This is a genomic window from Streptomyces sp. NBC_01244 (assembly GCF_035987325.1).
In the GTDB taxonomy this organism is placed as follows: domain Bacteria; phylum Actinomycetota; class Actinomycetes; order Streptomycetales; family Streptomycetaceae; genus Streptomyces.
In genome coordinates, this window is the sequence record NZ_CP108488.1 from 9,146,829 (window position 1) to 9,169,712 (window position 22,884).

Here is a 22,884-nt window from a genome sequence, read left to right on the forward strand (position 1 = left end):
GCGGACAACGGCCTTGTGGACAGGGGGAGTCGGTGGAGTCACTGCGGCCCGGCGACCCGCCGGAGATCGGTGGGTACCGCCTGCTGGCACGGCTCGGCGAGGGCGGCATGGGCGAGGTCTTCCTGGCCCGCACGGCGTCCGGCCGGCCGCTGGCACTGAAGACCGTCCACCGGGAACTGAGCCGGGATCCCGACTTCGCCGACCGCTTCGCGCGGGAGATACGCGCCAACGACCGCGTACGTTCCCCGTGGACGGTCTCGGTCGTGGACTTCAGCGCTCCCGGGTCGTCCCCGCAATGGCTCGCCACGGAGTACGTCGCCGCACCCTCCCTGGGCGAGTGGGTGCACCGGCACGGACCGCTGACCGAGCCGGCCCTGCGGAGCCTGGCCCGGGAACTCCTCGCCGCGCTCATGGCCGTACGGGCGGCGGGCGTCGTCCACCGCGACATCAAGCCGGGGAACGTGCTCCTCGGCCGGGAGCGGCCCTTCCTCATCGACTTCGGCATCGCGCGCGCCGTGCACGACCCGCGCCACACCCGGACGGGAGCGGTCATCGGCACGCCCGGCTTCCTCGCGCCGGAACAGGCGACCGGAGCCGTGGCCGAGGCCCCGGCGGACGTGTTCTCGCTCGCGGCGGTCCTCGTCCACGCGGCCACCGGCCGCAGCCCCTTCCTCGCCGACGGCGAGGAGCCGGCGCTCCCCGCTCTCCTCTACCGGATCGTGCACGACGAGCCCGCCCTCGGCGGAGTTCCCGAGGGGCTCCGTTCCTTGCTGGGGGAGTGCCTGGCCAAGGAGCCGCAGGAGCGCCCGACCGCCGACGAGGTGCTGGCCGGGGTCGGCGGCGCGGCAGGAGGGGAATGGAGCGGAGTGCTACCGCCTGCGCTGATTGCGGAGGCGAGCCGCCGGGAGGCCGAGCTGGGCCGCATCCTCGCCGCGTCCGAGCCGCTCGCCATGCCGATGCCGATGCCGATGCCGATGCCGATGCCGATGCCCGTGGCCGTGCCCGTACCCGTGGCCGTGCCCGTGCCCGTGTCCGTTCCCATGCCTCCTCCGGCACCTCCCGCCGCGTTCGCGGCGACACCGCCACTGTCCTCCGTCCTTCCCGCCCGGCCGCGACGCGTGCCCTGGGTGCCGGGGGCGGCCGTTGGTGCGGCCGCCCTCGTCGTCGCGGCCACCCTCGTGATCAAGATGCCTTGGAGCGGGGGCGGCGGCGGGGGCCGGGACGGATCGGCGACCCCGTCCGCATCGCCGTCGGCGTCGGCGCTCTCGCCGTCGTGGGTCGGAACGTGGACCGGCACAGGCCCCGGGACACCCGACGCGGACGGAGTCTCGAGGGCCAGGACGGGCGAGTTCTCCGTCACGGTCACACTGAACGCGGGGTCCGTCGGAGACCTCGTGGGCCGGCAGGTCAGCGAGGTGAAGGAGACCGGCACCGGCCGGAACCTGGGGTGCACGGAGGCCTTGGAACTGCGGCAGACGAGCGGGGACAGGGCGGTCTTCGGGGCAGTGACCAGCCACCCGACCGACCCCGCGGCCACCTTCGACTGCCCCAGCGGCAACCTCTACGTACTGACCCTGGCGGAGCCCGACCGGCTGAAGCTGGAGGTCGAGGGTGCCCAGTCGGCGGGCGCCCCCGAGGCGCTGACCCGCAGCGGCTAACGCGACAGGCGGCCCGCCGCGGTGTGGGCGAGCCAGCCGACGGCCGCCCCGACCGCGTACCAGAAAAGGTCGGGCGCATTGAAGGTGGACCCGAGGACGAGCCGGGCGACCGCGCTGTGCCGGGAGAGCCCCGCGGGCACTCCGGTGAGCTGGAGGAACTCCACCGTCCAGCTCACCGCGAGAGCGCCCGTGGCAGCCCGCAGTGCCGTCACCCGCGGCAGGGCCAGCACGATGAGGGCGAAGATCAGTACGGTGTACAGCGCGTCTCCGCCGTACTTCGCCGGGTCCCCCGTCGCCACGGCCCGTAGGCCCAACCCCGCGCCGACGGTCACCACCACCGCGGCGGCTGCCGCGAGACGGGTCCGGGCCCGGAGAGGTCCGGCACGGTCACCGCTCGCAGGCATGGGGATGGTCACGGGGACCACCCTGCCAGACGGCCGCCACCCGTCATCCCAGGTCTCAGCTCCCGCGACCTCGGCGGAGCGGAGGGGGCCGGGTGGGCCTCGTACCCAGGCGGGTTGAGTAGGGCGACTCATGCCGGACCGGGCGGCGGCCGACACGCTGGGGGTACGAAGACCGCACACCCCCGGAGGTTCGATTCCATGATCAGCCACGTCGCCGCCGCCCTGGCCCCGGTGTTCGGGCGGATGACCGTCTCCGAGGACACATCGGGCCCCCTCGTCGGCGGGACCATCCTGGCCGCCAACCACACCAGCCTGGCCGACCCCGTCATCGTGGTCGCCGCCCTGCGCCGGCTCGGCGTAGACCCGGTGATCATGGCCACGGCCGGGCTGTGGCGGGTCCCGGTGCTCGGCGGCGCACTCGCCCGCGAAGGACACATCCCGGTCCACCGGGGTACGGCCCGCGCGGCGCGTTCCCTCGCCGATGCCGCCGAGGCACTGGCGGCGGGGCGCTGCGTGCTGATGTACGGGGAAGGCGGGATCCCCGCCCGCCGCGACTCCGGGGAAGCCGCGCCCCTGCCCTTCCGCACCGGCCTGGCCCGCCTCGCCCTGGCCACGGGAGCACCCGTCCGCCCCGTCGGTCAGGCAGGCGCCCGCCGTGTCAGCTCCGGGACGACGGCCAAGCAGCTCGCCGGAGTCCTCACGGCCCCGGTCCGCCGGCCACGCCTCCATGTCCACGTGGGCGCGCCCCTGTTCCTGCCGGACGGCCTTGCCGAGGCAACGGCCGCGGCCCACGGGGCGGTCACCTCGGCCTGGCGGACCGCACTGTCCGGGCTCGCCGGAGTCGGCGCGCCGTAGTCAGAGGCCGCCGAGTTGACCTCTGACCGTGGAAGCTCCTTCGCCCGACGGGTCAACCGACTTACACCGCACATGCGTTGGAGCTCACTCGGCCTTCCTCGGCCCATGCGTACGCCCCTCGGCAGGGGAGTCCGTGGCGAGTGCGCTGGAACTCGCCCGTCCGGGCGTACGGACGTTCTAGCGTGCCTGCCATGATCTCGCTCAGGTTCCGGCGGGCCCTGTTGCTCGCCCTCGCTTCCGTCCTGCTCTGCGTCTCCCAGACGGCCACGGCCGAGGCCTCTCCCGATCCTGCGGGCCCCGCGCCGGCGGCGACGCCCGACCGTCCCTCCTACGAGGTGTCGTTGCGCGGCGACACCGACGGCTCGCACTGGACCGGCCGCCAGACGGTGTCCTTCCGCAATTCCGCCCGCACTGCCCTGCGTTCGGTCGACGTCAGGCTGTGGGGCAACGGCGCCGACGGCTGCGGAACCCGGGAGGCGCCGTCCCCGGTCCGGGTGGGCCGGGTCACCGGAGGCATCCCGCGGCCCCTCACCGTCGACTGCACCGCCCTGCGGATCGACCTGCCCGCGCCGCTCCCGTACGGGGCGCGGACGAGCATCTCCTTCGACGTGGACATCACTGTCCCGGGCCGCGTCCACCGCTTCGGCAAGGACGGCGCGCACCGCTACCTCGGCAACGCGCTGCCCTTGCTGTCCGTACGCGACGCCCAGGGCCGGCACCTCGATCCGGACGTCGGCTTCGGCGAGAGCTTCCACACCCTGACCGGTGACTTCCGCGTGGTCCTCGACCACCCCAGCGCGCTCGTCGTCCCCGCGACGGGCACCACCACCCGCTGCGCGGGCGCACCCGGCCGCACGGTCAGCACCAGCGTCGCGCACGGGGTACGGGACTTCGCATGGGCGGCGGGCCCCTTCCTGTCGAAGACGGTGACCACGCCGGGCGGAGTACGGCTGAACGCGTACTGGACCGCCGCGACTTCCCCCGAGGGCGTCGCCACCGACCTGAAGGACGCCGTCGGCTCGGTCGACGAGTTCGGGAAGCGCTTCGGGCGCTACCCCTACGGCGAGCTCGACCTCGTCATGAGCGACAACCTCGACGAGTTCGGCAGCATGGAGTTCCCGGGCCTCGTCCTGCTCTGGACCGAGCCGGAGGGGTCGGCCGTCGTCCACGAGATCGCCCACCAGTGGTTCTACGGCATCGTCGGCAACGACCAGTTCGCGTCACCCTGGCTGGACGAATCCTTCGCCCAGTACGCGAACCAGTCGTACTACGGCGGGGACACCACCACCTGCTGGGAGGACCAGGGCGCCTGGCCCAGCGAGACGGCCGCCCTCACCCACTCCATGGCCTACTACGCGGACGGCCACCGATCGGAGTACGTCCGAGTCGTCTACCACCGCGGCTCCTGCGCCTTGCACGACCTGGAACGCTCCCTGGGCACCCCGGCGATGACGGCCATGCTGCGCGGCTACGTCCGCGACCACTGGCTGGGCGTCTCCACCACCACGGACTTCAAGCGAGCGGCCCAGGCGGCGACGCCCCAGGACCTCACCCCGTTCTGGACGGAACACCGGATCCACTGACCGCGTCCGGCGGTTCGAGAAATGCGGACGGCTTCCCGAGGTCCTGTATCTCGTTCCGGAACCCGCATCGCCACTGATCCGGCTCACGGAGGCGGTTGCCGATCGGTGGCCCGAGACTCCGCCCTACGGCGGCCGGTTCGCCGAGATCGTGCCGCACCTGACCATTGCCCAAGGCCAGGAAGACGCCGTCCTGGAGGAGATCGAGGCCGACCTCGGCGGCAGGCTCCCCTTCACCTCCCGCGTCTCGTCGGTCGAGCTCATGGTCCACGACGGCACGCGGTGGCAGCCGCGGGCGTCGTACGCGCTCGGAGACCGACCCCGACACCGCCCCTGAACCCTCTCGGGGGCGGTGTCGGGGTCGGTCCCGGGTCGGTCCCCGATGTCCGGCGCGAGCGCTGTCCGTAGCGTCGTTCGCATGTGGAGGAACGGGAAGAACGGGACCGGCGGCAAGCGCCGGATGTCGCCTTGGAAGCGGGCGCTGCTGATCGTCGGGTCGCTGGCCGCGAGCTTCGCCCTGGTCATGGGCGTGCTCTTCACCTGGCTCTACACCGGGGCCAAGGTGTCCACCGTCGGCGCGGTGGACTTCCGCAACGCCCTCGCGGTACCGCCCCTCGCCGCCTCCACCGTGGACGCGGACGGAACGCGCGTCTTCGACCTGCGGATGCAGACGGGGGAGACCGAGTTCACCCCCGGGACCAAGACCCCCACCTGGGGGTTCAACGGGAGCCACCTCGGCCCCACCCTCCGCGCCGCGAAGGGGGAGAAGGTCCGGGTGAAGGTGGCCAACGCCCTGCCGGAGGCCTCCACCGTCCACTGGCACGGCATGCACCTGCCCGCCGCGATGGAAGGCGGCCCGCACCAGATGGTCCCGGCGGGCGGCAGTTGGGCCCCGCAGTGGACGGTGTCGCAGCCGGCCTCGACGCTCTGGTACCACCCGCACCCCCACGGCGCGACCGAGTCGCACGTTCAGCGTGGCCTCGCGGGCCTGTTCCTCCTGGACGACGCGCAGTCGACGGCCCTGCCCCTGCCCAAGACGTACGGGGTCGACGACATCCCGGTCATCGTGCAGGACGTCTCCTTCGACGGCGCGAAGTTCGACCACGGTCACAAGCTCATGCGCAACGTCGGCTTCCTCGGCGACCGGACGATGGTCAACGGCACCCTGGACCCATACGTCACCGTCCAGGACGAACTGGTCCGGCTGCGCCTGCTGAACGCCTCCACCGCCCGCGTCTACACCTTCGGTTTCGACGACGGCCGTGCGTTCCGGCAGATCGCCTCGGACGGCGGTCTCCTCGAAGCACCGCACACCACCGACCGCCTGCGCCTGTCGCCGGGTGAGCGCGCGGAGGTCGTCGTACGCATACGGCCCGGCGAGCGGACGGTACTGCGCTCGTATCCCCTGGACGCCGGCCTGGACTTCTGGAACCAGCGCTTCGGGGGCGGCGACGACTCCTTCGACGTGATGCAGCTGCGCGGGGCGCCCACCCTTCGACCGTCGGCCGAGCTTCCGCGGGCGCTGGCGGCCTCAACGCTCCCCACCGGCGAGGACTCGGTGCGCAGCCGCTCCTTCGACCTCAAGATGTCCGGCATCAACGGCCGGAAGATGGACATGTCCCGGGTGGACGAGACGGTCACCCGCGGCACGGCCGAGACCTGGACCCTCCGCAACAACGACGGGATGCCGCACAACTTCCACGTCCACGACGTCCAGTTCCGCGTACTCGACATCAACGGCGCCGCCCCGCCACCGCCGTTGCGCGGGCCGAAGGACACCGTCTTCGTCCCGTCCGGTGCGACGGTCCGCATAGCCATGCGCTTCGAGGGCCCCGCTGACCCGGACACCCCGTACATGTACCACTGCCACCTCCTCTATCACGAGGACGAGGGCATGATGGGCCAGTTCACGGTGGTGGACCCGGGCGGACCGGCACCCACCCCGAAGCTCCCGCCCGCGCCCGGCGCACATCAGCACCAGGGCGCGTACTGATGTCCCGGCGGGGACTCATGGGACATGGCCCGACACCCGGCTCAGGTTCCGGGGAGGATGCGGCGCGTTTCGTAGGCCCACATCGCGATCTCGACCCGGTTGCGGGCGCCGAGTTTGGCCATCAGGCTGGCCAGATGCGTCTTCACCGTGCTGAGGCTGATGTGCAGTGCATCGGCGATCTCGGTGTTGGTCAGCCCGCGAGCGACGGCGAGGAGCACCTGCTCCTCGCGGGCGGTGACGGGGGAGACCGGCTGGGCCACGGGCCGGCCGGCGGGCAGGTCCGCGAATGCCTGGAGCAGACGGACGGTGACGCTGGGCGCGATGAGCGCCTCACCGCCGGACGCCGACCGTACGGCCTGCGCCAGAAGCTCCGGTCCCGTGTCCTTGAGGAGGAATCCGCGGGCGCCGGCACGCAGTGAGCCGTAGACGTACTCGTCGAGGTCGAACGTGGTGATGACGACCACGACCAGCGGGTCGGCGACGCCCGGGCCGGCGATCAGCCGGGTGGCCTCGAGCCCGTCGAGTACGGGCATGCGGATGTCGAACAGGCAGACGTCGGGGCGTAGTTCGCGGGCCAGGCGTACCGCTTCCCGCCCGTCGGCGGCCTCGCCGACCACCTCGATGCCGGGCTGGGCGTTCAGCATGATCCGCAACCCGGTGCGGATGATCGTCTGGTCGTCAGCGACGAGGACGCGAATGGACACCGCTCTCGCTCCTCGCTCTCGGCAGTTCGGCTTCGACATGCCAGCCCCGGTCGGTACCCGGCCCGGCTCGTAGTGTGCCGCCAAGCAGGGTCGCGCGCTCGCGTAGTCCGGTAAGTCCGTATCCGTCGCGACCCCGGCCGGTGCGCCGGCCGTTGTCGCGCACGCTCACCCGCACCGTGTGCCGTTCCGCGGCGACCCGAACGACGAGCTCGGTCGCGTCGACCGCATGGCGCAGCACGTTGGTCACCGACTCCTGCACGATCCGGTAGACGGCCGCGTCCACGGCCGGGGGCAGCGCGTCCAGTTCGCCGTCGAGCCCCAGGTCGACCCTGAGGCGACCACCCGGGGTGCGCATCAGGCGCTCCAGATCCGCGACTCCGGCAGGGGGCGCCAGCTCGGCGCCGACCCCGCGGTCGCGCAGCGCGGCGACCATGGCGCGCATTTCCTCCAGCGTGCGCGCCCCTTCCTCCTCGACCCCCTCCAGGGCTTCGACGGCGGCGGACGGGTCGGTGCCCGCGAGCACCCGGCCCGCCTGGGCGATGATCACCATGGCCGACACGTGGTGGGCCACCGTGTCGTGCAGTTCCCGGGCGAGCTGCTCGCGTTCGCGGGAGCGCACCTGCTCCAACTGCCGCTCGCGAGCGGTCACCCGGAACCGCACGGCGGCCCCGACCACGCCGGGCAGCAGGAGGACGACGAAGGCCGCGACCTTTTCGACGACCGAGGTCCCGTCCGTGACGACACACAGCGCGCCGACCGCGAGGATCACCGCGTCGCCCAGCACGATCTCGCGTCCCGATCCCCACCGGGGCAGCGCGTACACGAGCACGAGCACGACCGCGCCGGTGTACAGGCCGACGGGCTCGCGCGGTGCGGCGACGAGCGAGGCCACCGGAAGCAGGCTCACCGAGCCGAACGCCAGCGTCACCATCGCCAGCGGGCGGGTCCGGCGCCACAGGGGCAGCAGGCACAGCCATACGGTGAGCACCACCGCCACCGGCCGCCACACGACGTTCTCGCGCAGGATGGCCTCCAACGCCACACCGGCAAGGCCCGCGGCGAGCAGCGCCCAGTCCCGCCACACCCGGGCGGGCGCGTCGGGCGGCCGGGGTTCGGTCCACAGGGTTCGCAGGTCGTCTCGGAGCACGATTCTCAGCCTAGGGACCGCGGCGTGCCGCGCATCGGCCGAAAGGACGGGTCGTCACTCCACCCCGGGGACGACGGATCCGCGGCCCGCGGGCCGATGCCGCGGAGCGCCGTGGCGACGAGCCTCGGCATTGTCGGCCGTACAAGGACGGCCGACGAGGTGGTTGGAGGACCCGATGCTCTCGAAATCCCTGTTGCGCCTGGGCGCAAGCGCCGCCCGCCATCCCTGGCGGGTGATCGCGGCATGGCTGATCGCCGCCACGCTCGCCGTCCTCGCCGCCGTCGCCTTCGGCGGGCGGACCGCGGACTCGATGACCGCTCCGGGACTGGACTCCCAACGGGCCGCGGAACTGATCGAGCGGGCAGGTACCGGCCAGGAGGGGATGACCGCCCAAGTGGTCGTCACCCCCCTCGACGACGGTGCGACGTTCTTCGACCACGACAGCGCGCGCACCGCTCTCACGCGGCTGCAGACCGAGGTGAAGCGGCTGCCGCACGTGCTCGGCACGAGCGACCCGGCGGGGGCGCTCGACACGAGCGGGGACACCGCCGTGCGCGGCGGCCTCGTTTCGGCCGACGGGCGGATCGCGGTCGTCCGGGTGCAGTACCCCGACCAGAGCCGGCTGTCGGCCGAAGACCTCGACGCCCTCGTCGATCTCGGCGACCGGCTGCGCGCCGAGCTGCCGCTGCGCATCGAGATGGGCGGGAACCTCTTCTACGCCTTCTCCGACCCCGACGGCGGCGCGAGCGAGCTGATCGGCCTCCTCGCCGCTGCCGCGATCCTGTTCCTGGCGTTCGGTTCGCTCGTCGCCGCCGCGCTGCCGATCGGCATGGCGGTCTTCGGGCTGACCGTCGGGGTCGCCACGATGACGGTACTGGCGGGGGTGACGGAGGTCCCCACCTTCGCACCGGTCCTGGGCAGCATGGTCGGGCTCGGAGTGGGCATCGACTACGCGCTGTTCGTGCTCGCCAGGCACCGGGAGTACCTCGCGTGCGGGCTCGATCCACAGGCGGCGGCCGGACGAGCGGTGGCAACGGCGGGGCGGCCGGTGGTCTTCGCCGGCGGCACCGTCGTCGTGTCGATCCTCGGCCTGGCGGTCGCGAACGTGCCGTTCATGACGGTGGGCGGATTTGCCGTCTCGATCGTCGTCCTGACGATGGTGCTCGCGTCGGTGACGCTGCTGCCGGCCTTCCTCGGCGCGGCGGGCCCGCGCCTGGCCCGGGCCGGCCGGATCGGCCGGGCTCTGCAGACCAGGAAGCCGGGCCGACTCGCACGGCGGCGGGACCCGGCGGCAGGCGCCGCCCACGCCACCGGTTGGCGTCGCTGGATCGGGCACGTCAGCCGGCACCCGTTGCCGTACGCGGTCGGCGCGGCGGGGCTGTTGCTGACCGCGACGCTGCCCGTACTCGGCCTGCGCGTCGGCCTGCCCGACGACGGCTCACTGCCCCACAGCCGTCCCGAGCGCCGGGCCTACGACCTCGTCGCCGAGGGGTTCGGCCCGGGCGTCAACGGTCCCCTCGTCATCGCCGCGGACCCCACCGGTGATCCGGGAGTGCTGGACCGACTCGTCGAGGCGGTCGCGGCGGATCCGGGCATCGCATCCGTCGCGCCGACGCACATCGATCGGGCCACCGGCATCGCGACCCTCGTGGTGTTCCCGACCACCAGCCCTCAGGACAAGGCCACGGCCGACACCATCGCCCGGCTGCGCACCGACGTGTTGCCCACGGCGATCGGGCACGGCCCGGCCAGGGCCCACGTCGGCGGCGCCGCCGCGAGCCTGTCCGATGTGGGCCAACGCACCAGCCAACGCCTGCCGGTGGTCGTCGCCGTCGTGCTGGCGATGTCGTTCCTGCTGCTGATGCTGGTCTTCCGCTCGATACTCGTACCGCTCAAGGCGGTACTGCTGAATCTGCTGAGCATCGGCGCGGCCTACGGCATCATGGTCGCGGTCTTCCAGTGGGGCTGGGGAGGCGCACTCATCGGGCTGGAAGCGACGGTTCCGATCGTGTCGTTCATCCCGATGTTCCTCTTCGCCATCCTGTTCGGCCTGTCGATGGACTACGAGGTGTTCCTCCTCTCCCGCGTACGCGAGGAGTACCTGCGCACCGGCGACAACGGCACGGCGATCGTTGAGGGCATCTCGCGCACCGCCCGGATCATCACCTCGGCCGCCCTCATCATGGTGGCGGTCTTCCTGTCCTTCGCCGTCGCCGAGGACCCCTCCACCAAAATGTTCGGGCTGGGCCTGGCCACCGCGATCTTCATCGACGCCACGGTCGTACGCATGGTGCTGGTACCGGCGACCATGACACTCCTCGGCCGGACCAACTGGTGGCTGCCGAAGTGGCTGGACCGGATGCTTCCCCGCGGCCCGGTCGGCACGTACGACACCGACGCGGAATCCACGGATGAGGCCCCGCGTCCACGGCTGGGTGACCGTTGACTCAACTCCTGCCCGCCCTGGGCGTCCGGCACCTCAGCGCGTCACCCAGGGGCATATCGAGTCGTGATCATCGGGGATGAACTGCGGGCTGTCCGCTGCCTGGCCTGTGGTCAGGATGAACGCCGGCGGGCGGCACTTGCGGTCGGCGGCGAGGTGGACCCTGCTGGTCCGCCCGCCTCTGGAACGTCCGAGGAGGGCGGCCTTCAGCCGGAGTTTCCGCCGACGCCGGAAGCGTCGTCGTTCTTCCAGCGGGGGATCACTTTCGGTCTCTTGCCCCGGCCGCGTCGTGGTGGGCTCGGGCGGTGGCGGAGTCGATACTGACCAGCGAATCTCGTCAGGCGTCGAGTGGAAGTTCCAGCAGTTCCACCGGGGGCTGGAAACCGAGGCATCCAGCGCTCCGCCTCTTCCAGGGGCCGCGCCGGGGTCGGTGGTCGTCCTTCGTGCTCCTCTTGCTTGAACGTCCATCGGAGTTCGGCCAGGCGCCCGGCATCGGCGGGTCGGGCAGGGCGCACGGTGAAATCTGTGGTCATGGGGCGAGTTTCCGGTCGCACCACGGTGGGGCGATCGGATTTCCGTACGGGCAAACGGGTGAGAGTCGGCCCCGCCGGCCTTAGGGCGTGTATCGAAAGTAGTTTCTAGGGGATCGTCAGGCTGCCCGGCTACGGTGCGGGCATGGTGAATTTCGTGCTGGTTGCAGGTGCACGGCTCGGGGCGTGGGCGTGGGGCGAGGTGGTGCCGTATCTGCGCGCGGCTGGCCACGGCGTCTATCCGTTGACGCTGTCCGGTCTTGCTGACAAGCAGGGTGTACCGGCGGGGCAAGCGACTCACGTCCAGGACATCGTTGCCGAGGTGGAGCGCCAGGGTCTGCGTGACGTAGTCCTGGTGGGTCACAGCTACTCGGGCATCCCGGTAGGTCAGGCCGCGGAGCGGATCGGTGACCGACTGGCCCGCGTAGTATTCGTCGACTCAAGTGTTCCAACTGATGGCGAGTCGTTTGTCTCCGCCTGGCCGGACGGCGGGGCGGCAGTGGAGGCATCGATCGCCGAGAGCGGAGGGTTTTGGCCGCTCGCGCCAGCCGCTCATTACGACGGCGAGGGTCTCACCGATGAGCAGATCGCACGCCTCGTGCGTGGCTCGACGTCTCACCCGGGTGCCACGCTGACCGAGCCCGCTGTGCTGTCGGGGCCGCTCGGTGAACTTCCGGCGACATACATCCTGTGCGTGATGCCAGGGGCCGAGTCTGACGACGCAGAGCCCGACGAAGATGTGGCTGAGCTGCTGAACAGTAAGCGCTGGCGGCTGGTGAAGATGGACACCGGCCATTGGCCGATGTTCTCCCAGCCGCGCGAGCTGGCGCAGATTCTCCTCAATGCTGCCGTGGAGTGAGAGCACCTCCATGCCTGCGGGCTGGTTTTGGACGCGCTTGATGTGTGCTGGTCACAGCCATTCGCCGATGGCCGCTATGAGGACGGTCGCCTCGTAGTGGACCGCTGGCTTGTCGTATCGCGTGGCGACGGCGCGGAACCTCTTGGGGTGGTTTTCCCACACTCGACCGCGTGCCGCTCACGGTAGTCGACCGGGTCGAACTTCGGCGGCCGGCCGCCGCGAGAGCCGCGCTGTTTGCGGTGGCGCGCCTGGTCGACCTTGTCCGGGATGGTGCAGCGGATCCCTCGGCGACGCAGGTAAGCGCGGTTCTTGCGGGAGGCGTCCGCGCTATCGGCACGCACCCGATCGGGGCGGACGCGCGGGCGGTCCGGCCCGATGCGGGGCACGCGGACCTTCCTCGGCACGGGTTCGAACTGCGGCGAGTTGTCGCGCTGCCTGGCCGTTACCACGATCGACATGGGCTTCTGGCCCTGCTCGGCGGTCAGGTGCACGGGGCTCGTTGAAGACACCACCCGGCGGTTCCTTCTGAAGGTCACCCTGCTTCCGGGCTCCAGCCGCGTGCCGATGGGCGCGGCACATCGTGGCATCGACGCTCAGATCCCACACGATCGCGCCCTTCGCATCGGCCAGGGACTGGAGCCGGCTGAAGACCCGGTGCCAGGTGCCGTTTCGCTGCCATCGGCGGAACAAGTCGTAGATCCTGCCGCACGGGCCGTACTCGACGGGCACGTCCCGCCACGGAACGCCCGTTCGGACCCGGAAACCGGATGCCGTCGATCAACTGCCGCCGGGCCAGACAGGCGGCCGCCCCGCCTTCGTCCCCATCGGCAACAACGGCTCCAACACCGCCCACTGTTCATCAGCCACCGTCTGCGGGGTCATCAAGCGGCTCCGGCCGCTGCTGGCACTGGAGCCGGACCACACGGTCGCCGCCTCGTCCCGGAACTACCGGTTCTCGGCGAACGTGGAGGTCATCATCGACGCGGACAGCCGCCTGGTCATCGCGAGCGCACGCCCCGCTCCCGGCAACAAGGCCGACGCCCACGTCCGGCGCGAGTCGGATCTGCCAGCCCACGCCGCCGGGACGACAGTCATCGCGGACGGCGCCTCCTTTGGTACCGGGCTTATCGTCCCGCACCGCAGACGAGTTGGACGCCCCCTCCTTCGCGGGCAGGAGGAGGGCAACGCCGAACACCGACGCGTTCGCGCCCGCGTCGAGCACACCGTCGCCCGCATGAGGAACTGGAAGATCCTCCGCGACTGCCGCCAGAAAGACGATGGCCTCCACCACGCCGTCGCCACCCTGCACAACCTCGCCATGACACCCTTTAGGGGCGGCGTCCCACCGGTGGAGCAGGGATCCGTCCGGGCCGAATACGTCCATGCGGTAGCCCTTGGCCGTGGAGAGCTGCTCGAATTCCCTGAGGTACGAGACGACGGAATCCCGCTGCTTCTCGAAGAGCGAGTTCCCCGACTCGCTCCGCGTGGACCGGAGGATCAGCAGGGGAGCCCCCTCGGGATCCGCCTCCTGCTGGATGGCGTACACGGTCTTCTCCCCGCCCGCTCGCTGATACCGCTCGGCCAGCGCGATGGCGGTCGACGGCGCGGCCGTACTCGTCACGGTCGGGCCGGCCGACGAAACGGCGCCCTCGTCTTCCGTGCAGGCCGTCAGGAGAAGCGCGGAGCCGGCGATCAGGCAGGCCGTTCGTACCCGAGTCCGTATCCGCATGTCCCGCTCCTCAACTCACGCACCACAAAGCCATGTCGGCCTCATTCTCACCCGTCAGCGCAGTACTGCGGCCCGCAAGCCGGTGAAGTCGGTGTGCACCGGGTTCAGGGTGAGGAGGGAGGAGAGGCTCAGGGTGCGTTGGCCCGGCCTGTGGTCGTCGCGGGGCAGTATCGCGCCGAGTCCTTCAGGCATGGGCACATTGTCCGACCCCCCGCCCGCTCCGGCGGAGGCGGGTAGGAGGTGCTGCCCCCGGGTGTGACGGATGGTCAAGGGGGCCGCCCACCTCAGTCGAGCCGTCTACTGTGCGGACCAAGGCCGAGCCGCCCATCGTGGCGACCTGAGGAGGAATCCCGTGGCATCGCAGTACGACCCCGAGCACGCTCCCGCGGGTGACGTGGGCGCAGCACTGTTGATGATCGATTCCCGGCTCAAAGGCATTCACGACGGCAAGACCAGGATGGATCCCGAGCAGCAGGCGCTGGTCGATCAGTACGCCTCGTCGCTCGGTCCCAGGGAAGCCGACGACCTTCTGGACGGGGCGTGCACCCTCATCTACATGTTCATGATGTGGCTGCGCAGGGCACACGAGGACCACGGCAAGGACGTCATCGAGTACGTCGTGCCGAACCTCGTCGCCACGATGCGCATGATGCCCAGGAGCGTCCGGCCCGAGGCCATCCCGACCATGGCGGGCCTCGTCATCGCCGCGGGTACCGGGCTGAGCCCCAACTTGTGGCGCAAACAGTACGGAGACTGGACCGAGGCGGAGATGAACCCGCTGGAAGCCACCGCCTTCCTGCTCGCGGAGTACATCAACCGGATGACCGGCGACCCCGACTTCGCCACCCGCCTGATCACCGATGCCCTGGCCGACGCGGACGAGGACTGATGCAACCCCTGCCCCGCGAGAGCCGCTCTGGGGGCGATCACCGGGATTTCGTGATGTGGTGCTGGGAGCGCCGATGAGTTTTACGGCGACTGGCTGTCTACCTCTGTGAAGGACCGAAACCCCCGCAGCCGCCCCGAAAGGGTGAGGAACATGAAGTACATGATCCAGATGAACGTGCCCGCCGCCGAGTGGGACGCCATCATGTCCTCCTACTCCGAGGAGGACATGAAGGCCATGTTCGCCCACATGGGAGCCCTCAACGAGGACATCACCGCCGCCGGCGAATGGGTGGACGGGCAGGGCCTCGGTGGTCCCTCGCTGGCCAAGACGGTACGGGCCGGAAGCGACGGGCGGCCGCAGGTGACCGACGGGCCGGCCTACGAAGGGACCGTCCTGGCCGGGTACTGGCTGGTCGACGTCAAGAGCGAGGACCGGGCCCTGGAGATCGCCGCACGCGCGTCGGCCTGCCCCGGACCCGGAGGGAAGCCCGGCAACGACCCGGTCGAGGTGCACCCGATCCCCGGGGACCCGACCCAGGGCTGAGAGGGCCGCGCGAGTCGTTCCGGGGCGCTCGTCGCTACGGCGAGAACGAGGATGAGGACGAAGACGAAGACGAAGACGAAGACGAGGACGAGGCGGTCGGCCCGGACCCCGGCGCCGGGGTCCGGGCCGGGGTCGCGGCGCGGTCCGCCACGAGGCGGACGGCCGCGATCGTGAGGTCCGGGTCGTGGAGCTGGACGTAGTGATCGCTACCGGTCGCCATCAGGTGCGGGGTTTGCGGCCGCAGACCCACCAGAGCCTGCTGTGCCTTGGGCCAGGCCTTCTCCAGCTTCGCCACCAGATTCCTGGCCATCGTGGGTGGCACGGCGAAGGGCTCGGTCTTGCTGAGTACCGCGACGGGAACCGGGGGCAGCGGGCCGCCGCGGTCGATGGCCGTGACCCCGCCCTCGATGTCCACCTGCTCGAAGTCCGGATCGGCGTCGAACGGCGTACCGGGATGCCGCAGCGCCTCCACGTACGCCGCCCAGTCGGCCCCCATCGCCGGCTTCAGGGCCGGCCCCAGCGCGTCGACCAGGACCAGCCCGCGCGTCCGCTCCGGGTGCTCCTGCGCGTAGCGCAGTGCCAGCATCCCGCCGAAGGAGTGCCCCACCAGCAGGTACGGACCGGGCACGTGCGCGGCCGTCAGCACCCGGTCCAGGTCCTGGACCATGGCGGGCAGGGCCCGGGTGCCCCGTACGGGCGTGCTGCGGTCGGTGAGCTCGGGTGGCTCCGTGTAGCGGATGGTCCCGGGCCGGTCGTAGGTGCACACCCGGGTGAACGCGGCGACACCCGGAAGCACCGCCGGGGCCTTGGGCACGGGCGGGCTGGTGTCGGTCAGGGACCACGGGTCGGAGGCCTCGTGCAGCCCGGCGAGCAGCACCACGGTCGGACTCCCCGAGCCCGCGCAGCGCAGGTACAGGCTCCGCCCGCCGCCGATGTCCACGCGCTGCTCGGTGTCACCGCTGCTCGGCGTCGGCGCGGCGGCCACCAGCAGCACGGAGGCAATCGCAGCCACCGCCGCACCAGGCACACGCCATCGCATATCCCAAGCCTCCCTCGCCCCCTTGCACCCCGCCATCCGGCCCCGGCGTCCCGGCATGCGGGCCGGGCGCCGGGGGACGAGGTCACCTGTCACACCATGAGCAGCAGCCGGGTGTTCGGTACGAGCTTCCGGTTGACGCTGGTGCTCTGCACGAAGATCGTGAAATCGTCGTTGTGGTCGGGCTTGACCCGCGCCTCCACCGCCGGCAGGCCGAGCAGGGCCCGGGCCTCGGGCCCCGTGTACACCCGGTCCGTCTTCTTCTCCAGCACCGCGATCTGCTTCTTCGCCTGGATCTTCTCCGGCTTGCTCAGCTGATAGAACGCGCCACCGGTGCGGTACGTGTGCCCGGACTCGACGACCCACTCCCGGATCGCCGCGTCACGGGCCACCGGCAGCAGCTGGTACGCGGAGGGATCCACCGGAGCGAGACCGGCCGCCTTGATGGTGTCCTTGTTGACCGCGTCCCCACCGGTGGAGAACACCGCCCGCGATCCCCGGATGCCCTTGGCACGGCCCACCATGAACTTCTCGGTGGCCTCCTTGATGACCTGCCCGGCCTCCTCCAGACCCTGTGTGCTCGTGGCGTCCCAGATGGCGATGTTCTCCTTCGGGAAGCCGCACTGCATGGCCTCGCGCTTGCCCATCTGGTCCGGCACGAGGACGGCCAGAGTCCAGTTGTCCTCCTGCGTCTCGATCATCTCGGCCACGGCCTTCACCAGTTCACGCGGATCCCGGGCAGGGGCGTCCGGGGAGCGGTGGCTCGCGTTCTCCTGGCCGTCGGTCAGCACGAACGTCAGGAAGCTGTGGTCGCCGTACAGTTGGGCCGTCTGAGCCAGCTCGCGCTGCGACTTCAGCGAGGCCGCCAGCAGCGCCGTCATTCCACCGGTCCGGTAGAGCTGCTTCAGCGACGGCATCCGCAGCACGTCCTTGTCGTAGACGACGCACTCCACCTTGTCCGCGAAGACGTAGACCGTGACACGGGTCTCCTGGTCCAGTTCACCGGACCGGCGGGCCAAGTACGCGATCTGCTGGTCGGCGACTTCGACGACCTTGCGGCTCAGGTGCGACATGGACGAGCTGGCATCCAACACAAGAGCAACGTGGTTGATGTAGTTCTGGTTTCCGGACATGGAAGCTCCCCCTCGTTCCGACTGGATGCTCCTACCGTCTCACCCACCACTGACAATCGATCTTGGCTCCGGTGCCGGACCCGGGGTCCCCGTCCATGCGCGAACGCGGCTCCGCGAGGGTCTTGTGAGGTGTCGAAACGTTACGCCTGCGGCGTTCGAGTGAACGATCGTTCCTGTCGGCTCCGCCGGGCGTTGAATCGGCTGACGCACCCACCCAAGGGAGCGTCCCCAGATCCTTGAGTCCTTAGGGGAACCAATGCGTATTCGCTCTGCCGTCACCGCTTCCGTCCTCGCCGCCGGCATCCTGCTGGGCGGCGCCGGCGCGGCCCTGGCCAACGACGGTGTCGACATCGACTACTTCTCGGGCGGTCACAAGGCCTTCTCGTCCAACTGCTCGTCCGCGGCCGCCGTCCCGGCGTCCTTCGGCCCCGCCTACACCTCCTCCTGCGCGAAGGAAGGCGAGGCGGAGTGGGTCAAGGGTGCCCACCTCGGCGCCTAGCAGGAACGCCCGGCCTCGGCCGGCGCGCGGGGGGCGGTCGGACGGCGACGTCCGCCGCCCCCGCGCGGTGTCTCAGTGTTCAGCGGGCCCGGCCCCGCGCCGCGAGTCCACGCCGTACGGCCAGAACGAGCACGGCCGTGGCGAGGACGGCCACACCGCCCAGCCGCAGGATCGCGTCGTAGGCCTCCTCGGGCGACCGCTGCGGCGTCATCGCGGAGATCCCCGCGACCGTCGCGGCCAGCGCGATCGCACCCGCGGTGACCAGGAACGTCAGCAGTACCCCCGACGCCTCCCCGGCCCTGGCCGGAGGGACGAGCTGCTGGGTCGCCACGCTCGCGTAGGTCCAGCCCAGCCCGAGGCCCAGGCCGCACCACGCGAACACCGGTACGTACAGCCACCAGACGCTGACCTGGGTCAGCGCGTACATCCCCGTGCCCGCGCCGATTCCGGCCAGCGCCATCACCGTGGTCGGCCGCAGATGCCGGCCCAGGCGCGCTCCCAGCGGCCCGCTGAGCGCCACCAGCAGCGCCGGGGCCAGGAAGACCGTGCCGGCCAGGAGCGGTGACAGCCCCCGTACGCCCTGCAGGTAGAGGGTGGCGAGGAAGACGGTGACCCCGTAACCCATGTTCGTGAGCGTGCCCATCCCGGTGACCAGGACGTACGGGACGTCGCGGAACAGCCCCAGATCGATCAGCGGGTGCCGGGCCAGCCGCTCCCGCACCAGGAACAGCCCACCGCTCACCACCGTCACCGCGAAGCCGAGCATGACGCGCGCACTGGTCCACCCCCAGGCGTCCGCGCGCTCCACGGTCAGGGTGAGGGCGGCCAGCGCCCCGACGATCAGGGCGCATCCGAGCAGATCGAGCTCGCGCGGCGCCGACGTGTCACGCGAGTCGGGGACGTACGCGAGAGCGGCGAGCAGCGAGAACAGGCTCAGGGGTGCCATCAGCCAGAAGATCCAGCGCCAGCCCGGCCCCTCGGTGAACCCTCCGCCCACGAAGGGCCCGATCGCGGTCCCGATGTTGGCGACGCCGAACACGGCGCCCAGGGCCTTGGCGCGGGACTCCTCGGGAAAGGTGTTGGTGATCACGGACACGGCCACCGGGAAGACGAAGGCCGCGCCCACGCCCTGGGCGATCCGGGCCGCGACCAGGGGACCGAGGCCGGGTGCCAGCGTGCACCCCACGGTTCCGGCGGTGAACAGGGCGGTTCCGGCCAGCAGCGTGCCCCGCCTGCCGAAGACGTCCCCCACGCGGCCGCCGACGATGAAGAAGCAGCCGATGGCGAGCATGTACGCGGACAAGGTCCACTGTGCGGCGGACACCGTGACGCCGAGCTCCGCGGCGATCCCCGGGATGGCGAGGTTGAGCGCGAAGAAGTCGAGCTGGATGCAGAACAGGGCGACGGCGACCGCGAGGAAGGCCCCCTTCCGCGCCGCGGTGGAAGTCTCTGCGCGCATGAGGGGCGTTCCTCTCAGCGGTCAGCGGTCAGCGGTCAGCGGTCAGCGGTCAGCGGGGCGCTACGGCTCCGGAGTCCGGCGACTGCTGGAGCCCGGAGGCGTCGACGGCCTCGAAGTCCGAACCCTTGAAGCCCTTGAGCGCGTTGAGCTGCTCATTGTCCCAACCAGGGTTCTCCTCACCGGTGAGGTACCAGGCCGACCCGTTGTCGGCGACGATGGCCCCGTACTTCTTCAGCGCCTCGGCGACGGCCAGGGCCTGAGGGCCCAGAGCCGAGGTGTCCACCGAGCTCTTGAGCCGCAGCCGCAGTCCCATGGGAGGCAGCGATGCGTCCGCCGCGGAGCCCGCCTGATGCCGTGCCGGCCAGATGTAGCTCTGATCCGTACGGGGCACGGTCATCCGGATCGCGTGGTCGACCAGCCCGCCCGCCGCCTCGTCGTAGCGCACCAGCCCGGGCAGGATGGCGAGGCCGGCGGCATCCGCCGATGTCCAGCCGGCGGGCCTCAGCTCGTGGCTCCGCAGGTCGAAGACCGCGCCCGAGCCGGCCTGCCAGGCGTTGTCGCCCTGCTGCGTCGCGTTCCAGAGCTCGTAGGACTTGCACAGGGCGCGGTCCCAGACGACGACGTGGCGGTCCCCGGAGCTCGCCGGACCGTTCTCGATTCCGGCGTTCTGCGGGATGCGGTACCCGGACGCGTCGCTTTCCTCGGCGATGTCCAGCGAGACCTTCGATTCCGGCACCGTCGTGTCCGAGACGGTGATGGGAATGCCGAAGGGCTCACCGTCGATGAGCCCCGCCCCGAAGTCGGGGTGCAGGGGCTCCGTGGCACCGATCGAAGAGACGTACCGGCCGGAGCTCGGGTGCACGGGAAGCGTGTCCACGGGAGCGTGCCAGAAGCTGTCCGGCAGAGCGGTCCGGCAGGAACCGTCCTGCGGGCCGACGGCGACCCGGGCGGCCGCCGAGGGGGAAACTCCCTGGCCGGAACCCGTGTACCCGGACACCAGAAACGTGGCGGCGACGGCGGAGACAACGGCGACCACGGGGGTCCGACGCCTTCGGTGGAGTGCGGCTCCGTGTTTCGTCGTCATGGCTTCACCTCATGCGGAGGATCCGAGCCTGTGCCCGCTGCTCGCGGCGTTCGCGGCCCGGCGTGGCTGCTTTCCCGCGATCCCTTCCAGCGTAGGCACGTTCCGGCCCCGCTGCCCTGCCGCCCGCGGCAATCCCGGGTGCGGTGCTCCGGTGCGGTCGCCAGGGGGCTCCGGCGGCGTGTGTCGCGCTCCTGGCGCCCCGCGAGTGCTCCCGGTAGCCCGTTGTGGCCCGGGGAACGTCCTGGGTTCAATGAGAGGGGTCGACCGAGCGCATGCCGCGACCCCGTGAAGGCGGCCCGCATACGCCTCCCCGCCGCCGGCGTTCCGTACTCCGCTCATCTGCCGCTTCGGCATCGCCCTGCCGTCTCCCCGAACACGAGGTGATCACTGATGACAGGAACACGGACGCACGAAGCCGGCCACGTCGACGGCCGCGGCCCGGGCAGCGACCTGGTCCAGGGAGCGGACGACTACGACGCGCGCTCAGCGGAGTTCATGAGCCGCTTCGGCCTGGGCGGAGGGACGGCTCGCAGCACGCGGCTGACCGCGGGGCTGAACGGGATCGCGGTGAGGATCGCACCGTACGCCGACCCGTTCGCGGCCCAGTTGCTCAGCGACCTCGCCGTGTGGGTGTTCGCCTTCGACGACCTCTGCGACGAGGACCTTCCGCATCTCACCCCCACCGGGATGCTCACGATGGTCGCCCGGCTCCAGCGGACGATCGAGGCCCCCGAGGTTCCCCTCGACGGAGACCCCTTCGGCCTGGCCCTGCGCGACATCCGACTCCGTGTGGACGCGATCGCCACCCCCGTACAGGTCAGGAGGTGGGTCGACGCCATGCGCGGCTACTTCCTCGCCGAGGCCCGCATCGGCGCCGACACGACCGCGCCGCGAGGCCCGGAGGACGTGAGCGACTACCTGCTGACCCGCCTGCACTCCGGAGCCGCCCTGGCCGTACCCGTGCTGCTCGACGCGGTCGGTGCCGCCCTGCCCGCACCGTCGTGGGAGGACCGGAGGATCCGAGCGCTGACCGAGATGGCGGCGGGGATCGTCGTCGTGGACAGCGACATCCATTCCTTCGCGAAGGAGAGCGAACGCGGCAGCCGTAGCGGCAACCTGATAGCACTCCTGGAAGGCCCGCAGGGGCCCGGGTCCGGGTCCGGGTCCGGGTCCGGACCCGGATCCAGACCTGGCCAGGGCCTGCAAGCCGCCTCCGCGCTCCGGGACTCGATGATGAGCCGATTCCTCCACCTGGGTCGGCAGACCGCGATGGCCCCGGCGGACCCGCGAATCGCCCACTTCCTGGACGCACTCACCCAGTACGTCCACGGGGTGCGGGACTGGTGCGGGGCGACCTCCCGCTACCACCCCGAGCAACCGGACGACACCCGCAACCAGTCCCGCGGAGCCGGAACCGGCGTGCGCCCACCGGACGGCACATCCCTCGCACCCCCGCCGATCGCATCGATCGCATGGTGGTGGGCCGTCGACGGCGCCCCGCCGTCCTCTGCATGATCCGGATCCGGATCCGGATCCGGGCCCGAGGCGGGCCGGACCCCGTCGTCAGCCGCCGCTGCCGCGCCAGATGTTGTCGAAGGCCGCATTCTCGATGGCCCGGCGCTGCCGTACGGACGCCAGTTCCACCACTGCGTCGTTGACCGCGGCCAATACCGTCGCCACGCTGTCGTCGGCCACGTCCGGAGCGTCTCCGGCGAGGTTGTCTCCGCCTTCCAGTGCCTGCGCCAGGAGAACGAGGACAGGATCTTCCGACTTCCACCGCTCCCGGGCCCGACGGCGGGCGGGCGAATCGGCCGGTACCAGCTCACCCGGTCGGAGGGAGAACCCGCGGCGGCGTTGCCGTACGAGCTGCCCTTCCTCTTCGAGCACGGCCTGGTAGCTCGCGGACAGGCCGAGCCCTCTGCGCCACAGCCAGTCGACGACGGACTCGTAGGGCGCCTCCCGAACGAGCGACGCCGCTGCCGCGTCCAACAGGGGATCGCCCAGTTCCGCCTCCTCGCCCGGCACGATGTGATCACCGTCCAGCGCGATGGCCCGGGCGGCAAGGAGGTCGACCACCTCGGCCCCCGCGAGCGCGAGCGACAGTTCGCCCTGTTCGGCAGTCCGACCGGACTCCACGTCCATGGCGATGATCAACAAGTCCCGCGGTGTGGTCATCAAGGGCTCCTCTCAACCGTGCAGGCAGGGCGCCGGTCAATTATCGATCAGCTCGGCCACCTGTGGGGGCCCCCGCTCAGGCCGTTCGCAAGACGTCACATTCACCGCCGGGCATCCCGCCGGGAAGAGCAGCAGGTGTCCGGCCGGCCCTGCTTCCGGGAACG

The 22,884-nt window shown here is 71.1% G+C and carries 19 protein-coding genes and 4 pseudogenes; 12 read left to right on the plus strand and 11 right to left on the minus strand.

The window, feature by feature from the left end; genetic code table 11:
• Nucleotides 1-32: 32 nt before the first annotated feature.
• The gene (locus OG247_RS40655) at nt 33-1,658 is read left to right on the plus strand and encodes a serine/threonine-protein kinase (protein WP_327256987.1); all 1,626 of its coding nucleotides are present in this window, start codon (nt 33-35) and stop codon (nt 1,656-1,658) included.
• Here the strand turns inward: OG247_RS40655 and OG247_RS40660 are convergent.
• Nucleotides 1,655-2,062 (minus strand): ribosomal maturation YjgA family protein, encoded by a 408-nt coding sequence (locus OG247_RS40660; protein ID WP_327257806.1) that lies wholly within the window; start codon nt 2,060-2,062, stop codon nt 1,655-1,657. The two genes, OG247_RS40655 and OG247_RS40660, sit on opposite strands and share 4 nt — an antisense overlap.
• Nucleotides 2,063-2,260: 198 nt before the next feature.
• On the opposite strand from OG247_RS40660, the gene OG247_RS40665 reads away from it, so the two are divergent.
• The 4 genes and pseudogenes from OG247_RS40665 (at nt 2,261) to OG247_RS40680 (ending at nt 6,490) form a co-directional block, all read left to right on the plus strand.
• Complete coding sequence (locus OG247_RS40665) at nt 2,261-2,917, plus strand: lysophospholipid acyltransferase family protein (RefSeq protein WP_327256988.1); 657 nt, start codon at nt 2,261-2,263, stop codon at nt 2,915-2,917.
• Nucleotides 2,918-3,108: 191 nt separating this feature from the next.
• Nucleotides 3,109-4,500: a M1 family metallopeptidase gene (locus tag OG247_RS40670; RefSeq protein ID WP_327256989.1), complete on the plus strand. Its 1,392-nt coding sequence runs from the start codon at nt 3,109-3,111 to the stop codon at nt 4,498-4,500.
• A gap of 16 nt (nt 4,501-4,516) precedes the next feature.
• A pseudogene (locus tag OG247_RS40675) lies at nt 4,517-4,834 on the plus strand (2'-5' RNA ligase family protein); the annotation flags it as partial.
• Between the two features lie 81 nt (nt 4,835-4,915).
• Nucleotides 4,916-6,490 (plus strand): multicopper oxidase family protein, encoded by a 1,575-nt coding sequence (locus OG247_RS40680; protein WP_327256990.1) that lies wholly within the window; start codon nt 4,916-4,918, stop codon nt 6,488-6,490.
• Between the two features lie 41 nt (nt 6,491-6,531).
• Here OG247_RS40680 and OG247_RS40685 read toward each other — a convergent pair whose 3' ends face one another.
• Nucleotides 6,532-7,194 (minus strand): response regulator transcription factor, encoded by a 663-nt coding sequence (locus OG247_RS40685; RefSeq protein ID WP_327256991.1) that lies wholly within the window; start codon nt 7,192-7,194, stop codon nt 6,532-6,534.
• Nucleotides 7,169-8,341 (minus strand): sensor histidine kinase, encoded by a 1,173-nt coding sequence (locus OG247_RS40690; protein ID WP_327256992.1) that lies wholly within the window; start codon nt 8,339-8,341, stop codon nt 7,169-7,171. The genes OG247_RS40685 and OG247_RS40690 overlap by 26 nt, the downstream gene beginning before the upstream one ends.
• Before the next feature lie 175 nt (nt 8,342-8,516).
• Here OG247_RS40690 and OG247_RS40695 point away from each other — a divergent pair, with 175 nt between their 5' ends.
• Nucleotides 8,517-10,787, plus strand: coding sequence for an MMPL family transporter (locus OG247_RS40695; RefSeq protein WP_327256993.1), 2,271 nt, complete (start codon nt 8,517-8,519; stop codon nt 10,785-10,787).
• Nucleotides 10,788-10,859: 72 nt separating this feature from the next.
• Here the strand turns inward: OG247_RS40695 and OG247_RS44995 are convergent.
• Nucleotides 10,860-11,115 (minus strand): annotated as a pseudogene (locus OG247_RS44995) (IS5/IS1182 family transposase); the annotation flags it as partial.
• Nucleotides 11,116-11,459: 344 nt separating this feature from the next.
• Between OG247_RS44995 and OG247_RS40705 the strand changes: the two are divergent.
• The gene (locus OG247_RS40705; RefSeq protein ID WP_327256994.1) at nt 11,460-12,173 is read left to right on the plus strand and encodes an alpha/beta fold hydrolase; all 714 of its coding nucleotides are present in this window, start codon (nt 11,460-11,462) and stop codon (nt 12,171-12,173) included.
• 327 nt (nt 12,174-12,500) lie between these two features.
• Here OG247_RS40705 and OG247_RS40710 read toward each other — a convergent pair.
• Nucleotides 12,501-12,923 (minus strand): annotated as a pseudogene (locus tag OG247_RS40710) (transposase); the annotation flags it as partial.
• A 106-nt stretch (nt 12,924-13,029) separates the two neighbouring features.
• On the opposite strand from OG247_RS40710, the pseudogene OG247_RS40715 reads away from it, so the two are divergent.
• Nucleotides 13,030-13,497 (plus strand): annotated as a pseudogene (locus OG247_RS40715) (transposase family protein); the annotation flags it as partial.
• A 459-nt stretch (nt 13,498-13,956) separates the two neighbouring features.
• Here the strand turns inward: OG247_RS40715 and OG247_RS40720 are convergent.
• Nucleotides 13,957-14,094 (minus strand): hypothetical protein, encoded by a 138-nt coding sequence (locus tag OG247_RS40720; protein ID WP_327256995.1) that lies wholly within the window; start codon nt 14,092-14,094, stop codon nt 13,957-13,959.
• Between the two features lie 160 nt (nt 14,095-14,254).
• On the opposite strand from OG247_RS40720, the gene OG247_RS40725 reads away from it, so the two are divergent.
• Both OG247_RS40725 and OG247_RS40730 read left to right on the plus strand, forming a co-directional pair.
• Nucleotides 14,255-14,791 carry a hypothetical protein gene (locus OG247_RS40725; RefSeq protein ID WP_327256996.1) on the plus strand — a complete coding sequence of 179 codons (537 nt, stop codon included), beginning with the start codon at nt 14,255-14,257 and terminating at the stop codon, nt 14,789-14,791.
• A 150-nt stretch (nt 14,792-14,941) separates the two neighbouring features.
• Nucleotides 14,942-15,334: a YciI family protein gene (locus OG247_RS40730; protein WP_327256997.1), complete on the plus strand. Its 393-nt coding sequence runs from the start codon at nt 14,942-14,944 to the stop codon at nt 15,332-15,334.
• A gap of 34 nt (nt 15,335-15,368) precedes the next feature.
• Here the strand turns inward: OG247_RS40730 and OG247_RS40735 are convergent, their stop codons facing one another.
• Nucleotides 15,369-16,346 (minus strand): alpha/beta fold hydrolase, encoded by a 978-nt coding sequence (locus OG247_RS40735; protein WP_327256998.1) that lies wholly within the window; start codon nt 16,344-16,346, stop codon nt 15,369-15,371.
• A 116-nt stretch (nt 16,347-16,462) separates the two neighbouring features.
• Complete coding sequence (locus OG247_RS40740; protein WP_243336773.1) at nt 16,463-17,503, minus strand: vWA domain-containing protein; 1,041 nt, start codon at nt 17,501-17,503, stop codon at nt 16,463-16,465.
• Nucleotides 17,504-17,759: 256 nt separating this feature from the next.
• Here OG247_RS40740 and OG247_RS40745 point away from each other — a divergent pair, with 256 nt between their 5' ends.
• Nucleotides 17,760-18,002 carry a hypothetical protein gene (locus OG247_RS40745; RefSeq protein WP_327256999.1) on the plus strand — a complete coding sequence of 81 codons (243 nt, stop codon included), beginning with the start codon at nt 17,760-17,762 and terminating at the stop codon, nt 18,000-18,002.
• A gap of 79 nt (nt 18,003-18,081) precedes the next feature.
• Here the strand turns inward: OG247_RS40745 and OG247_RS40750 are convergent, their stop codons facing one another.
• Both OG247_RS40750 and OG247_RS40755 read right to left on the minus strand, forming a co-directional pair.
• Complete coding sequence (locus tag OG247_RS40750; protein WP_327257000.1) at nt 18,082-19,461, minus strand: MFS transporter; 1,380 nt, start codon at nt 19,459-19,461, stop codon at nt 18,082-18,084.
• Nucleotides 19,462-19,510: 49 nt separating this feature from the next.
• Nucleotides 19,511-20,545, minus strand: coding sequence for a hypothetical protein (locus OG247_RS40755; protein WP_327257001.1), 1,035 nt, complete (start codon nt 20,543-20,545; stop codon nt 19,511-19,513).
• A gap of 390 nt (nt 20,546-20,935) precedes the next feature.
• Here OG247_RS40755 and OG247_RS40760 point away from each other — a divergent pair, with 390 nt between their 5' ends.
• Complete coding sequence (locus OG247_RS40760; RefSeq protein ID WP_327257002.1) at nt 20,936-22,060, plus strand: terpene synthase family protein; 1,125 nt, start codon at nt 20,936-20,938, stop codon at nt 22,058-22,060.
• 48 nt (nt 22,061-22,108) lie between these two features.
• Here the strand turns inward: OG247_RS40760 and OG247_RS40765 are convergent, their stop codons facing one another.
• The gene (locus OG247_RS40765; RefSeq protein ID WP_327257003.1) at nt 22,109-22,720 is read right to left on the minus strand and encodes a GOLPH3/VPS74 family protein; all 612 of its coding nucleotides are present in this window, start codon (nt 22,718-22,720) and stop codon (nt 22,109-22,111) included.
• Nucleotides 22,721-22,884 lie beyond the last annotated feature (164 nt).